The sequence below is a fragment of the Paraburkholderia sp. WS6 genome, assembly GCF_030464835.1.
Lineage (GTDB): Bacteria > Pseudomonadota > Gammaproteobacteria > Burkholderiales > Burkholderiaceae > Paraburkholderia > Paraburkholderia madseniana.
In genome coordinates this window covers 1-14,669 of the sequence record NZ_JALQCK010000025.1, presented here as the reverse complement: position 1 = coordinate 14,669, position 14,669 = coordinate 1, and the positions used below count along the sequence as shown (strand labels likewise).

Sequence of the window (14,669 nt, the reverse complement as noted above, 5' to 3'; positions counted from 1 at the left end):
GAAAACTCGGTTGAAAACATGAAGGAGACGAAAGATGGAACACAAACAACTGGCCTTGAGCGCGCGAACGCGCTGGTACGAGGGGCTCACGGCAATGCACTGGCGTGTGCTGAAGGCCAGCTTTCTCGGCTGGATTTTCGACGGCTATGAGGCATTGGCACTTGTCGTCGTGCTTGGGCCGATGCTGCATTCGGTGCTGTCGCCGGCACAAGCCGCGTCGCCCACGACATACGCAGGTCTGGTTATCGGCATCACGTTGCTTGGCTGGGGGGCGGGCGGTCTGATCGGCGGGATTCTCGCGGACTATGTTGGACGCAAGCGGATGATGCTCTGGTCAGTCTTCCTCTATGCGGTGTTTTCGGGTTTGACCGCATTCTCGCAAACCTTCTGGGTGTTGTGCGGGCTGCGCTTCCTGACCGGCCTCGCCATGGGCAGCGAATGGAGCACGGGCGTCGCGTTGCTGTCGGAAACCTGGCCTGAGCGGGCGCGTGCGAAAGGGGCGGGTTTCCTGCAATCGGGTTTCGGCTGGGGCACGTTGATCGCGGCGGTCGTTTGGTACGCGCTTTCGTCGGCGCATCCACTCGGCGCCGAAACCTGGCGGCTGATGTTCGTGCTTGGCGCAGTCCCCGCGCTTTTTGTGCTGTACATCCGCCGTGGGGTCAACGAGTCGGAGAAATGGCAACGCGCGGTGCGCGAGAAACGCTGGAGCGCGACGAGCACGACGAACACGCAACCGGTTGCGGGCGACGCGCCTGCATCCGACAAGCGCCCCTTCACGCTCACGCAACTGTTCAGCGAACCCGAAGCGCTGCGCCGCACGCTGCTTCTGCTTGTGCTGTCGATCGTCACGACCGTTGGTTGGTGGGCCATTTCCAGCTGGCTGCCGACTTATACCGTAGCGCTCGCTAAAGCCGAAGGCATCCCCGATGCGTTGTCGTGGGGCTCGAAGATATCGATCGCGTACACCATCGGCGCGATTGCGGCCTACATGATCGCGGGCTTCGTAGTGGATGCAATCGGCCGGCGAGCGTTCCTGTCACTCACTTTCGTCGGTGCGCTGCTCACAACGGTCGTCACGTACAAGCTGACGACGAGCGTCGAAGCGATGATGGTCGTTGCGCCAATCAATGGCTTCTTCACCTTGGGCTGTGCCTATGTCTGGATGGCGATCTACCCATGTGAACTCTTTGGTTCCAGCGTGCGCTCCACCGCGATTAGCTTCGTGTTCAATGCTGCGCGTCTGATCGCGTGGGTGTTCCCGATCATCGCGGGCAGCATGATCAAATCGTTCGGTGGTGTGTCTCAAGCTGCGTTGGCACTCGGCTCTGTGTATCTGATCGGTATCGTGGTTCCGTGGTTTTTGCCGGAGACGCGTGGCACGGGCATGCCGGACTGAGTCAGTTCATAAATTTGGATACCTAATTCTATTTGGAGAGAAAGATGCCTCAAAATTTTCGTATCGGACAGATCGTTCCAAGCTCGAATACGACCATGGAAACGGAAATTCCCGCCATGCTGCGTGCCCGTGAAGCGATCCGTCCCGAGCGGTTCACTTTCCATTCGAGCCGGATGAGAATGCACAAGGTCACGAAGGAAGAACTGGTCGCGATGAACAAGGAAGGTCTGCGCTGCGCGGCGGAACTCGCCGACGCGCGTGTCGATGTCATGAGCACGGCGTGCCTGGTTGCGATCATGGCGATGGGGCCCGGATATCATCGGCAAACCGAACGCGAACTGCTGGAAGTTGCGCGCGCCAATCATTGTCTTGCGCCCGTCATGACCTCCGCGGGCGCGTTGGTAGAAGGTATGAAGATCATGGGCGCCCGCCGGATTTCGCTGATGGCGCCGTACATGCGGCCCTTGACTGACCTTGTCGTCGCTTATATCGAGAACGAAGGCATTGAGGTCATCGATTCCCTCTGCTTCGAGATTCCCGACAACCTTGAAGTAGGTCTGCGCGACCCGATGCAACTGGTCGACGACGTTCGCGGTCTGAACACGGAAGGCGCGGACGTCGTGGTGGCGTCCGCTTGCGTCCAGATGCCTTCATTGCCGGCGATTCAGCGCATTGAAGACATGCTGGGAATCCGCACCGTCTCGACTGCGGTATGCACCGTTCGGCGCATGCTGGATCATCTTAAGCTTGAGCCGATCGTCCCTGGCGCGGGGGCGTTGCTTGCCGGGGTGTGATCGGCTATCGTTGACGCGCAGCCGATTTTTTCGAATGCGGCTTTGTACATTAGCGGAGCTCTGCGCGAAGCTCGTGCACTCCCCGCCCTAAGCGATCACGCAAGAGCGTTCCCAACGTCGCCCCGTCAGCGTAGCCGACCTCGACTGCGATGGCATCGAGGTCAAGGTCGCTGCCGTGGACAAGCGATCTCGCCCGCTCGCCCCGCTGGGTCTTCTGCTCCAGGGCAAGTAAGTGCGGGAGGCGCCATCAATGAACGCGCTCATCGTCATTGCTGGCGCCACCGGCAGTGTCGCGACCAGGCGCTTGCGACCGACAACCGGAAGCTGGAATACGCCGCGCTGCATCTCGGCGAATAAGAAATAGAAAAGACGTCGAACAGTTCGCCTTAAATAGTGGCCGGTTTGACGCCGCGCGTCCGTTCGTCCGATGCCGCCTTGATATCGCCCATAATATCGATCTCACGCTGTACCGCGCGGATGACGTCAGTCACCGCGTTGCCGGTTTTTTCAGTGAACGGCGAATCGCGCGGTATGAGCCAACCCGCATTCCTTTCATCGGGAATATCGCTGGGTGGAGTAACGTATTGGGGACTCAATTTTTCGTCAGGTCAAAATGAGCTTTGAGGCGCTTATGTCTACGGACGCAGACACAATCACGGACGAACTCGTCGCCGGAATCGCAGATCGCATGGTCGAAGAAGGCCGGAAGGTGTCTCCAGTGACCATTTGGCCGGAGATTCCTGGCGGTTCGATCGTTGCCATTGCGGCAGCTTTGCAACGCTGGCGCGAAGCGCGACAGCCCCTCACGCCCCATGTGCAGGTCCAGGCCGGGTTGCCGGAGCATATCGCCGGAACCATGACGAGTGCCGCTGAGCGGCTCTGGATGGCCGCCCAAGGCGAAGCTGACCGGGCGGTCAGTCAGCACCTGAGTGCCGTGAACCAGCACCTCGATGCTGCCCGCACGGAACGGGATGAGGCGCTTGCCGAGTATCAGAAGACAGCGGCGGAAGTCGAAGCCGGGCGTGAGCGGCATAGTGCGCTGGCGAGCGCGCTGAGCATCGCCGAGGATACGTCCACGCGTCTGGCGGCGGAACTCGCGGCCGCTACGGCGCGTGCTGACGCTGGCGAGGCTCGCGCGGAAGAACTGGCACAACGTGTGTCGGTGGAAGAGGCCGCGCTGGAGCACACGAAGGCGGAACTCGACCAGGAGCGTCACGCGCGTGGGGAGTTGGCCGCTGCTGCTTCCAGCCACCACGATCAGATCGCACAAATGAAGCAGGAGCTCGACGAGGCGCGGCAGGAGGTTACCTCGATCGGCTACGACTGTCAGGCGAAGTCGGCCGAAGCGGATAGAGCGTTGGATGAGGCTAGCGAGGCTTCGGCGCGCGCAGAAGCGGCCACGGCGCAGATGAACGAGAGTCTCGCGCGGGTTGCTGGACTCGAGGCTGAGCGGGATGAGGCGCGCTTTGCGCTCGAAGCAGAGCGCCAGACGAGCGCGGCGCGGAGCGAGGAAGCGTTGATTCAGTTTGATGAATTGCAGCGCGTCGGACGGGAACTGGAGGCGGCGCGGGAGCAGGTCAGCGCCATGACTGAGGCGAAGGCGGCTGTGAGCGCTGAGCTGGCTCAGGTTTCGCACGATGCGTCTGTCGCGAGGGACGAACTGGCGCGGGTCTCGCAGGATGCATCTGCCGCGAAGGAGCGGGCAGAGGCCGCCGAGCAGCAAGCGGCGACGTTGCAGCAGCGCCTCGCAGAAGTCGAGCAGGCGAAGTCGTCCGAAGCTGATCGATGGGCGCAGGAATCTGGCGCGGCTTCGTCGCGTGCAGAAGCCGCTACGGCGCAGGCGAACGAGAGCCTCGCGCGGGCCGCCGCGCTGGAGGCTGAACGGGATGAGGCGCATGCCGCGCTTGCAGCAGAGCGTCAGGCGAGCGCAGTGCGGAGCGAGGAAGCGTCGGGTCAGTTCAACGAACTGCAGCGTGTCGGTCGGGAACTCGAGGAGGCGCGAATCGCGCTCGAAGCAGAGCGCCGGACAAGCGAAGCGCGGAGCGGGGAAGCGTCGATTCAGCGCGACGAACTGCAACGCGTCACCCGGGAACTCGAGGCGGCGCGGGAGCAGGTCAGCGCCATGACTGAGGCGAACGCGGCCGCGGCCACTGAACTGGTCCAGGTCTCGCACGACGCGTCTGCCGCGAAGGAGCGGGCAGAGTTCGCGGAACAGCATGCGGTGACGTTGCAGCAGCGTCTCGCAGAAGCCGAGCAGGCGAAGTCTGCCGAAGCGGAACGATGGTCGCAGGAATCCAGTGCGGCTTCATCACGCGCAGAAGCCGCCACGGCACAGGTGAGCGAGAGCCTCGCGCGGGTTGCCGCGATCGAAGCTGAACTCAATGAGGTGCGCACTGCGCTCGCTGCCGAGCGCCAGACAAGCGCGGCGCGGGGCGAGGAAGCGTCGGTCCAGCTCAACGAACTGCAGCGCGTCACTCGGGAACTCGAGGAAGCGCGGATCGCGCTCGAAGCAGAGCGGCGGACAAACGCAGAGCGGAGCGGGGCAGCGTCGATTCAGCACGACGAACTGCAGCGCGTCACCCGGGAACTCGAGGCGGCGCGGGAGCAGGTCAGCGCCATGACTGAGGCGAAAGCGGCCGCGATCGCTGAACTGGCTCAGGTTTCGCAGGATGCGTCTGCCGCGAAGGAGCGGGCAGAGGCCGCCGAACAGCATGCGGCGACATTGGCGCAGCGCCTTGGAGAAGTCGAGAAGGCTCGCGCGGAAGAAGCGCGGCGCAGCCATCAACTTGCCCTTCAGGCGGGCGACTCTGCGAAGGCGGAAGAAGTCGTCGAGTTACAACGGCAGATATCGGCTCAGGCCAAAGCGCATGAGAAGGCCTTTAACGAGCTTCGCACGATTGCTGAACAGTGGGTGGAGCATGCTAAAGACCTGAAGGAACGACTCGCTTCGGCAAACGAAAAGCTATTGTTCATCGACTCACGCAGCACAGGAGAAGTGGCGCTCATCCGGAAGCTCTCGTCTGAGCTTGAGCGGCTTAAACCCGATAGTGAGTTGGTATCCCGTGACACGCAGCAAAAGCTGATCGGGGCGACGATGACCGAGCGACTTTCGCAGAAGGGTTATCGGTATGACCCGACGACGGCGGTTATGTCGAAGGTAGAGCGTTGATTTCCTGCTGGCCATCGACATCGCCGGCCAGCCCACTGAAGAACGCCGGATCCTTTGATCCGGCGTTCTGCGCCGTCGTGCCGGCAAATCACACGGCTTACCACTTATGCCGGAGTCCGACCACCGCTGACACTTGCGACTTGGTGGTGGACGGTGAGAGCGAATAGATCTGCGCGTACTGCGCATCACCCGCCGCTTTCTGATAGATGCCAACCAGAAATAGATCGGTGCGCTTGCTGAGCAGGTAGTCCACGCCGGTATTCACCTGATGCCATTTTGGACTGTTGTTCTGCGGGTGATATTGCCCTGTCGTGAAGATATACGCGGCGCCCAGAATGAGCTGCGGCGTCACGTAGTCGGTCAACGAAACTTCAAAATTCTGCAGCGTCAGGCGCGACGTGTCGAGATAGTCGAATCGCGCGTTGGTATAAAGCAGCGACAGGTTCGCCGGCCCGAACGCGTAAGCGCCGCCCGCTCCAAACATCCTCTGCTTGTTGACGCCCGCTTTGGTCGCCGGATTCGTGATGAACGGTGACGTGAAGCCATAGTCGTTGACCACCGCGCCGTTCGTGTTATTGGCGTCGTTCGGCGTATTGACCTGAAGGAACGCCAGGCCGGCTGATAGCGGCCCGTTGCGATACTGCACCGCGGCGCTATAGGCATTGTTGTCGGAGAAGCCGCCCGCCTTATTCGAGAAACCGTAGAGCCCTTCGAACTGAAGACCTTTGTAGTCGATGCTCTTGTACTGGACCGCGTTATTGATCCGGAACGTGTCGAACACGTTATCACTGTCGCCAATGTGCGCGCCGTACGCCGCGAACTGACAGGCCGACGAGAATACACACAGAGTTACCGCCTCGTCGTATTGACGGCCGAGCGTCACCGTTCCGAGGGTATCCGACGACAAGCCGACAAACGCCTGCCTGCCAAACTCACGGCCTCCCTGGGACAGTGCGCCAGTCGCCAGGCTGTAGCCGCCTTCCAGCGTGAAGATGGCCTTCAGACCTCCACCCAGATCCTCTACGCCCTTCATCCCCCAGCGAGGCGTCTGCATCGGGCCGCTCGCGAATTGCCACGTCGCGTGGCCTTGCTTGTCGGCCCCTTTCTGATTGTTCGCGTAGACGATGCCGGTCGAGATCAGCCCGTACAGGGTCACGCTGCTTTGGGCGGATGCCGTCTGGCAGAGCAGGGCCATTGAAGCGAGAACAAAGATGCGTCGATTCATGATTTCCTTTGAATGGCTTGTTTTGGGAAAGTGAAAGCAAATACTTGAATCTGAATTGTTTTTAGGATCACGAAACAAAGTCATTGCGCAGGGAAGGCTTTGTGTCTCCGATAACCGTCTCAACTTTCTCGGGTGAATGGACAGATCAGCCTGGCGTTCCCGCGCCGTGAAGGTCTGTCGCGACCACTGCCTTTCGGTAATCGACCTGTACGGCGATGCGAATCTGGTGCGATTGCTGGCGATTCTTGCGGAACAAAATTCACGACAGCTAGCACCGAATTTGACCACCAGTGATCGAATTTTTAGCGCATCGAGGGCTTGGAGGTGCGCGAATCGCGCACGCTCGCGTGCAATTTGTCTGATGTTTTACGCAGAATGGGTGAGCTAATTCCGGCATCGCTCATCTTCAAAATTGATGCTTGCGGGGACACTTTTGGCTCTTAATAATCGTTTGGACCGGCAGCACTCAGCGTTAAACGACCGGCCCCTTGTATCCAGGAAGGACCAACGGAGGAGATGATGTCAGTAATCGAAAATGCCGGACGTCGGCGTTTGCTGCGGATGACACTCGCGGCGGGCGGCATGGCTGCAACGGGCGCGCTGCTTTCTGTGCGCGCCTTTGCGGGCGACAGGGCAACCGTCAACATGCAACTGGGCTGGATTCCGGGCGGCAACCAGGTCGGTGAGGTGACGGCGAAGCGGCTCGGCTATTACGAGCAGGAAGGAATCGATTTTCACATCCAGCCGGGTGGCCCGAACATTGACGGCGTCGCGATTGTCGCCTCGGGCCGATCCGAAGCCGGAGAGATTTCGTCGAGCCCGTCGATCATGCTTGCGGTCTCAGAAGGTTTGCCGATCAAATGTATCGCGGTCGGGCTGCAGCAGCATCCTTACAGTTTCTTTTCGCTCAAGAAGAATCCTGTGCGCACGCCGCACGACATGATCGGCAAGCGTATCGGTATCCAGTCGACGGGCATGGTGCTGCTCAAGGCGCTGCTCGCGAAGAACAAGATCCCGGAAAGCCAGGTCAACATCGTGCCGATCGGCGCCGACATGATGCCGCTTCTGAGTGGCCAGGTCGACGCGGTGACCGGCTGGCAAACCAACACCACAGCGCTCAAGGCGCTCGGTGCAGATCGCGTCGACCTGCGGCTGTGGGACACCGGCGTGCGCCTCTACGCGCTGCCGTACTACGCGAACACCGCGACACTCAAGGACCATCCTGACATCGTGACGCGGTTCATGCGCGCAACCGCGCGTGGCTGGCTTTACGCGAATGCGCATCGCGACCAGGCTGTCGATCTGCTCATCAAGGAATATCCGAATCTGAACCACGCCGATGAGCGCGTCGCGATCGATTCGCTGATGGGCTACGCGTTCGATCAGGCCACGCAGACCCAGGGCTGGGGCACGATGGACGCGAAGGTCTGGGAGGAGCAGATCACGATGTACGGTCAACTCGGCCAGTTCCGGGGAAGTCAGCCCAAGGTCGATGACGTGATGACGATGGACGTTCTCAACGCTACCCGTTCCTCTCGCCTCAAGGTGTAATCCATGCATGCTGCCACTATGAATCCGCCACGCGCGGACGGGTCGGGCTCGTCTGCCGGCGCGCTGCGAGACACCAATCTGTCTATCAGTTGCCGCAATATCAATGTGCGCTTTTTCACCGACCGGCGCAGCGTCACCGCGATCGAAGGCTTGAGCCTTGACGTCGCCGCCGGGGAATTCCTCACGCTCCTCGGTCCCTCAGGCTGCGGGAAGTCGACGTTCCTGCGAGTCGTAGCGGACCTCATCAAGCCGAGCCGTGGCGAGATCAGCGTGCTTGGCGCGGCGCCTCGTGTCGCGCGTGAGCATCGGGACATCGGCTTCGTGTTTCAGGACGCGGCGTTGCTGCCGTGGCGCACGGCGATCCAGAACGTGCAGTTGCCGCTCGAAGTCGCGGGTGGCAAGGCGCGTGCAGGCCGGGCGACACCGCGTGAACTGCTCGAACTCGTCGGCCTCAAGGGGCGCGAGGACGCCTACCCGCACGAGATGTCCGGCGGGATGCGCCAGCGTGTCGCGATTGCGCGAGCGCTCGTCAGCGACCCGAAAGTCCTGCTGATGGACGAGCCTTTTGGCGCGCTCGATGAAATCACGCGTGACCGTCTGAACGAAGAATTGCGTCGCGTCTGGAAAGAGATGGGCCTCACGACGCTCTTCGTCACCCACAGCATTTATGAAGCGGCGTTTCTCGGCCAGCGCGTGCTGATGCTGGCCGCCAATCCTGGGCGTGTGAAGGAGATCGTCCCGGTTGGACTGCCGGAAGACCGGACGCTCGATATCCGCGAGACCCGTGAATTCGTCGAACTCGCTGCCTATCTGCGGCGCGTACTGGAGACCTGCTGATGACCACGTCCGAAGTGCAATTGAACCTGTCGTCTCAAGCGGCGGACCCTGAAGCGCAAGCATGGCTTGCGCAACGCCGCCAGCGCCTGTGGCGCGCGCGCCTCCTGCCGGTACTCGGCGTCGCGGGCTTGCTGTTCACGTGGTGGGCGGTGGTGGCGGGCTTTCATGTGAAGCCGTTTATCGCGCCGTCGCCGCTCCTGGTTCTGGAGACGCTGTTCAACAAGAGCGACGTGCTGCTTCAGAACCTCGTGCCGACGGCGATTGAGGCAGTGGGAGGTTTCCTGCTCGGCAACCTGGCGGCGATCCTGATCGCCACCGTTTTCGTGCACAACAAGACGCTGCAGGACATCTTCTATCCGGTCGCGGTGATGATCAACTCGATTCCGGTGGTCGCGAAGGCGCCGATTCTCGTTCTCATCATGGGTAACGGTCTTGAGCCGAAGATCACGATCGCGGCGATCGTCTGTTTCTTCCCGACGCTCGTGAATATGGTTCGCGGGCTGCAAGCGGTGAACCCGCAGGCGATGGAACTGATGCAGATCCTGTCGGCAAGCAAGCGCGAAATCTTCTTCAAGCTGCGCCTCTACGCCTCGCTGCCTTATCTCTTCTCCGCATTGCGCATCGCTGCGTCGATGTCGGTAATTGGCGCGGTGGTCGGCGAATGGATCGGCGCCACGCAAGGTATCGGCGCCATGATCATCCAGGCGACCTACAGCTTCGATTCAGCCCTGCTGTACACGGCAATCATCATGAGCGCTGTGCTGTCCGGCATGTTCTTCCTGGTGATCGCGATTATCGAACGCCTGGTGGTCAGATGGCAGCCCGAAAGCACGCATTGAACCGAACACGAAATACCCGAATTCTCAGAGGAGACAAGTGAACATGATCAGCGATTTGATTCAGGAAAATGCGCGCGACGTGCGCGTTGCGGCCAAGGCAAATGTCGTGGTGGTGGGCGGCGGTCCCGCAGGTCTGTCGGCAGCGATCGGGGCGGCGCGCAACGGCGCCGAAGTGATTCTGCTGGAGCGTTACAACCACCTTGGCGGCCTCGCATCCGGCGGCATGGTGCTGGTGCTCGACGACATGTGGGACAACCACCTGCAGGAAATTTCGGTGCGCGGCGTCTGCATGACCTTCATCGAACGGATGGCGGCGCGCAAGCTGGCGGCGTTCCCGCGCTCGGACGAGTGGGGCGAGGATCCTGCCGCGTATCGCAAGTGGGGGCGTTGGGGCACCTTCGACTTTCACAGCCAGAAGACGCCTCACCCCGTGTGCTTCGCTGCAGCGTTCGATCCGGATGGGATGAAGCGCGTCGCGCTGGAGATGGTGGAATCGCTCGGCATCAAGTTGCGTCTGCATTCATGGTTCTCGCGCGCGCTGGTCGAAGACGGTCAGGTGAAGGGCGTAATCTGCGAGACGAAGAGCGGTCGTGAAGCGATCCTCGCCGACGTGGTGATCGACGCGACGGGTGACCTGGATGTTGCTGCGTCGGCGGGCGTGCCGCATGTCGGCGGCACCTATATCACGACGACGGTATTTCGACTCGGCGGCGTTGATACGGAAGCGGCCGAACGTTTCGAAGCCGAAGAACCCGAGGCATTCGCAGCACTCGATCGCCAGATCAAGCGCATTCTCGGTGGCTCGTGGGGCTACTGGTGGCTGAAGACACCGTTGCCCGGTGTGGTGTGGTGCAACTGCCCGCACATGGCCGGTCTCGATGGCCTCAAGCCCGAAGACCTGACACGTGCGGAAGTACAGGGCCGGAAGCACATTCACGCGGTGGTCGATTTCGTGCGCGAGAAGTTGCCCGGGTTCGAGCAGTGTTACGTGATCGATGTCGCGCCGCAAACCGGCGTGCGCCAGACGCGCCTGCTCGAAGGCGAGTATGTGATGACGAAGGACGACCTCGCGCAGCGTACCCGTTTCGAAGACAGCATCGCGCGTGGCCGTGACTACTACATGCCGTATCGCGTGTTGCTGCCGAAGCAGATCGACAACCTGCTGGTTGCCGGCCGCCACTATTCGGCGACCTCGCAGGCGCAGAAGATGTCGCGCGAAATTCCGCCTTGCATGGCGATGGGCGAAGCCGCCGGTGTGGCTGCCGCGCTCGCGCTCGACGCGGGCGTGCGAGTGCGCGACGTGGACGTGCACTCGCTGCAGAAGACCTTGCGCACACAAGGCGCCGATCCGGGCGACCAGACCGGCCGCAACGCCGACGTCCCATCGCTTGCCGCACACATCGAGAAGCGGGAGGTCGCATGAGCGTCGCCGACAACGTCGCGAAGACAACTGACCTGCCGCTTGCCGGCGTGCGCGTAGTCGATCTCACGCAGGTCATGATGGGTCCGGTCTGCACGCAGATGCTCGCCGATTACGGCGCCGACGTGATCAAGGTCGAGAGAAAGGGCGCGGGCGACTTGAGCCGTTCGACGTTCGAACCGGTGGCCGGTGCGGACAATCCGATCTTCTGCAGTCTGAATCGCAACAAGCGCAGCGTGGCGCTTGACCTGCGCGACGCGCAGCAACTGGCTGATCTGAAGGCGCTGATCGCGGATGCGGACGTGGTCGTCAGCAATTTCCGCGCGGGCGTGATGGACCGTATGGGCGTCGGCTACGAAGACTGCCGCCGATTGAATCCGCGGATCATCTACGCGGTGGGCACGGGCTTCGGCGAAACCGGACCGTATGCGCACAAGGGTGGCCAGGACGTGCTCGCCCAGGCGATGAGCGGTGTGATGGCGCGCCGCGCTGATGAGTCGCTGCCGATTTCCGTGTACCCGACAGCACTCGCCGATTATTCGGCCGGCATGCACATGGTGCAGGGCATCCTGCTCGCGTTGCTGCACCGTGAACGCACGGGCGAGGGGCAGAAGGTCAACGTGTCGCTGTACAACTCGATGCTCGCGATGCAGATGCAGGAAGCCGCCATGATCATGATGGCCGACTCGGAAGTGAACTGGGCCGCGATGCCGCTCTCGGGTGTCTTCGATACCCAGGATGGTGCGCTGGTGCTCGTGGGTGCGTTCAAGGCGAATCCGCTGCGCGACATCTGCGCCGCGCTGGATATCGACGACCTGTCGCTCGACGCGCGCTTTTGCAATCTCAACCAGCAGTTCGTTCACAAGACCGAATTGCAGCGGATTTTCCGGGAGCGCTTTGCAAGCAACACGCGCGACTTCTGGCTCGCACGCCTCGAAGATCAGGACCTGCTGTGTGCACCGGTGCGCGATCTGCGTGAAGCGCTGGTCGATCCTCAGACGCTGCATAACCGGCTGATTCTGGAGGGCGAGGGCGAAGGCCAGCCGGTGCGCTTCATCGGCAGCCCGATCGAGCTTTCGCTCGCGCCGGTTGGCTTGCGGCGTGGGCCGCCGCGCCTCGGCCAGCATACCGAAGAGGTCCTGCAACAATTGCGCGGCAAGGTCGCCACGGAGGCTGTATGAGCGTACGTCTTGTCATCGACCAGCACGTTGCCACGGTGACGCTGGCGCGGCCGGAAGCGCTCAACGCCGTGGACCTCGCCACCGAAGCCGAACTGCAACGCGTGTGGAACGAGCTCGAACGGAACCGCGATGTGCGGGTCGTGGTTCTGACGGGCGAAGGCGAGCGCGCGTTCTGCGTCGGCGCGGACCTGAAGAATCCGTCGGTGAGCGGCCTTGAGTACTGGGCGGCGCCGCGTCCAGGCGGCTTTGGTGGCATTGCGCTTCGTGAGACGCTGAACGTGCCGGTTATCGCGCGGGTCAACGGTTATGCGCTGGGTGGCGGCTTCGAAATGGTGCTGGGTTGCGATCTGGTGGTCGCGTGTGACGAGGCGAGCTTCGGGCTGCCCGAGGCGCTCGTCGGGCGCATGCCGCTTGACGGCGGCATGACCCTGCTGCAACGCCAGATCCCGTACCGCCAGGCGATGGCGATGCTGATGACCGGCCGCCGCGTTTCGGCACGCGAGGGACTCGAGATGGGCCTCGTCAACGAAGTCGTGCCGCGTGCCGAACTGGACGCCGCCGTCGAGCGCTGGGTTCAGGCGCTGCTCGCGTGCGCCCCGCTGTCGCTGCAGGCGATCAAGCAGGTGGTCAAACGCACCTCCACACTCTCGCCTGCGGACGCCCAGGCACTGCGACTGCCCGCCTTGGTGGCCGCGTTGCAATCCGAGGACGCGAATGAAGGCGTGCGCGCGTTCCAGGAGAAGCGCAAACCGGTCTGGAGTGGACGCTGATGGCCTACGTCATCACTTCGCCGTGCATCGACGTCAAAGACGGGGCGTGCGTGCAATGCTGTCCGGTCGACTGTATCTACGAAGGTGGGCGCACGCTCTACATCCACCCTGAGGAGTGCATCAACTGTGGGGTGTGTGTATCGGTGTGCCCGACCGAAGCGATCTTTCACGATGAAGAACTCCCGCAATCGGAGGCCATCTTCGCCGCCGTGAACCGGGATTTCTTCGGGCCGGAAGCGAGTGCGCTCGGTTCCCCGGGTGGCGCATGTGACGTGGGCAAGGTAGCCTGCGATCATCCCGTGGTCGCCGCCTGGACGGTGCGGCCGATGAACTGAGAAAACACGATGCATGCGAATGTCCTGAAGTATTTTGTCGAAGTGGCTCGGTGCAGTTCGATCCGCAAGGCCGCGCAGAACCTCTATGTCGCGTCGAGCGCGGTCAACCGGCAGATCCTGAAGCTCGAAGCCGAGATGGGGACCGAACTGTTCGACCGACTGCCGAACGGCATCCGGCTGAACGCGGCCGGCGAGCGCATGCTGCAACACATTCGCGCGACGCTGAACGACTTCCACTTGATGCGCAGCGAACTTGATGACCTGAAGGGCGAGCGCAAGGGGCACGTCTCGGTCGTGGCAATGGATTCGCTGTTCGTCGATTTTCTGCCGGCGACCGTCGAGGAGTTTTCGGACGCCTATCCGGCTGTCACTTATTCGATCGCCGCGGTGCCGCCGCACGACGTACCGACGCGACTCGTGAGTGGCGAGTATGACGTCGGCATTACGTACATTACGAAGCTGCCCGCCGGCCTCGATGTCGTGACCGAGGTATCGTTGCCGCCGGGTGTGGTGATGGCGTCATCGCATCCGCTGGCGAAGACGGAGCGCATCAGCTTCGACGAATGCCGTAATCACGCGTTTCTGCGGCTCGAAGGACGATCGCCGATCCAGGGCGTCGTCACGACCGACTTTCCCGAGTACTGGGAGTCGCTGCAGCCGAGCGTCACCTGTAACTCGACGACGCTGCTCAAGCGGCTGATTGCGTCAGGGCGGGGTATTTCATTTTTTTCCAAACTGGCTTTCCTCGACGAACTGGCGCGCGGTGACGTGGTATGGAGACCGCTCGACGACGTGAACGTGAACGCACTCACCGTCGGCGTCATCACACCCAATCAGCGTGCGTTACCTCACGTGACGCTGGAGTTCGTCGAACGTATCGTGCGGCGCCTGAGGCATGTGGAATTGGCGTTGCGCGACGCGTGATCTTCAACTAACAGGAACATAACGTGGTCACATCAGGCTATACAGATACCCGTCTTCTGATCAACGGCGAGTGGTGCGACGCCGCCAGCGGCAAAACTCTCGACGTCATCAACCCCGCTACCGGCAAGGCCATCGGCAAGGTGGCTCACGCCGGCATCCCTGATCTGGATCGCGCGCTGGCCGCCGCGCAGCGCGGCTTCGAAGCCTGGCGCAAGATTCCGGCCAACG

The 14,669-nt window shown here is 61.9% G+C and carries 14 protein-coding genes and 1 pseudogene; 12 read left to right on the top strand and 3 right to left on the bottom strand.

Going from position 1 to position 14,669, the window contains the following annotated elements; genetic code table 11:
• Positions 1-34 precede the first annotated feature (34 nt).
• The gene (locus M0D64_RS26580; RefSeq protein WP_266259887.1) at positions 35-1,396 is read left to right on the top strand and encodes an MFS transporter; all 1,362 of its coding nucleotides are present in this window, start codon (positions 35-37) and stop codon (positions 1,394-1,396) included.
• Positions 1,397-1,440: 44 nt separating this feature from the next.
• Positions 1,441-2,190, top strand: a complete 750-nt coding sequence (locus tag M0D64_RS26575) for an Asp/Glu racemase (protein ID WP_266259886.1) — start codon at positions 1,441-1,443, stop codon at positions 2,188-2,190.
• Between the two features lie 49 nt (positions 2,191-2,239).
• Here M0D64_RS26575 and M0D64_RS26570 read toward each other — a convergent pair.
• Positions 2,240-2,395, bottom strand: a pseudogene (locus M0D64_RS26570) (AraC family transcriptional regulator); the annotation flags it as partial.
• A gap of 181 nt (positions 2,396-2,576) precedes the next feature.
• A complete protein-coding gene (locus tag M0D64_RS26565) occupies positions 2,577-2,786 on the bottom strand; it encodes a hypothetical protein (RefSeq protein ID WP_154559343.1) in 210 nt (69 codons plus the stop codon).
• Positions 2,787-2,821: 35 nt separating this feature from the next.
• Here M0D64_RS26565 and M0D64_RS26560 point away from each other — a divergent pair, with 35 nt between their 5' ends.
• Entirely contained in the window at positions 2,822-5,359 is a 2,538-nt protein-coding gene (locus tag M0D64_RS26560) for a DNA-binding protein (protein ID WP_266259885.1), read from the top strand.
• A gap of 97 nt (positions 5,360-5,456) precedes the next feature.
• Here M0D64_RS26560 and M0D64_RS26555 read toward each other — a convergent pair whose 3' ends face one another.
• On the bottom strand, positions 5,457-6,584 hold the full coding sequence (locus tag M0D64_RS26555; protein ID WP_266259884.1) for a porin: 1,128 nt from the start codon (positions 6,582-6,584) through the stop codon (positions 5,457-5,459).
• 519 nt (positions 6,585-7,103) lie between these two features.
• Here M0D64_RS26555 and M0D64_RS26550 point away from each other — a divergent pair.
• The 9 genes from M0D64_RS26550 to M0D64_RS26510 form a co-directional block, all read left to right on the top strand.
• The gene (locus tag M0D64_RS26550) at positions 7,104-8,135 is read left to right on the top strand and encodes an ABC transporter substrate-binding protein (protein WP_154559340.1); all 1,032 of its coding nucleotides are present in this window, start codon (positions 7,104-7,106) and stop codon (positions 8,133-8,135) included.
• A gap of 3 nt (positions 8,136-8,138) precedes the next feature.
• Positions 8,139-8,972, top strand: a complete 834-nt coding sequence (locus M0D64_RS26545; protein ID WP_266241157.1) for an ABC transporter ATP-binding protein — start codon at positions 8,139-8,141, stop codon at positions 8,970-8,972.
• Positions 8,972-9,811: an ABC transporter permease gene (locus tag M0D64_RS26540; protein ID WP_266259883.1), complete on the top strand. Its 840-nt coding sequence runs from the start codon at positions 8,972-8,974 to the stop codon at positions 9,809-9,811. Before M0D64_RS26545 ends, M0D64_RS26540 begins: the two co-directional genes overlap by 1 nt.
• Before the next feature lie 37 nt (positions 9,812-9,848).
• Entirely contained in the window at positions 9,849-11,234 is a 1,386-nt protein-coding gene (locus M0D64_RS26535; protein WP_266259882.1) for an FAD-dependent oxidoreductase, read from the top strand.
• Positions 11,231-12,412, top strand: coding sequence for a CaiB/BaiF CoA-transferase family protein (locus M0D64_RS26530; protein WP_266259881.1), 1,182 nt, complete (start codon positions 11,231-11,233; stop codon positions 12,410-12,412). Before M0D64_RS26535 ends, M0D64_RS26530 begins: the two co-directional genes overlap by 4 nt.
• Positions 12,409-13,182 (top strand): enoyl-CoA hydratase-related protein, encoded by a 774-nt coding sequence (locus M0D64_RS26525; RefSeq protein ID WP_154559335.1) that lies wholly within the window; start codon positions 12,409-12,411, stop codon positions 13,180-13,182. The genes M0D64_RS26530 and M0D64_RS26525 overlap by 4 nt, the downstream gene beginning before the upstream one ends.
• Complete coding sequence (fdxA, locus tag M0D64_RS26520) at positions 13,182-13,517, top strand: ferredoxin (protein WP_097395489.1); 336 nt, start codon at positions 13,182-13,184, stop codon at positions 13,515-13,517. Before M0D64_RS26525 ends, fdxA begins: the two co-directional genes overlap by 1 nt.
• Before the next feature lie 9 nt (positions 13,518-13,526).
• On the top strand, positions 13,527-14,441 hold the full coding sequence (locus M0D64_RS26515) for a LysR family transcriptional regulator (protein ID WP_154559334.1): 915 nt from the start codon (positions 13,527-13,529) through the stop codon (positions 14,439-14,441).
• A 23-nt stretch (positions 14,442-14,464) separates the two neighbouring features.
• Positions 14,465-14,669: aldehyde dehydrogenase family protein (locus M0D64_RS26510; protein WP_266259880.1), on the top strand; the 205-nt coding region annotated here is incomplete at its 3' end.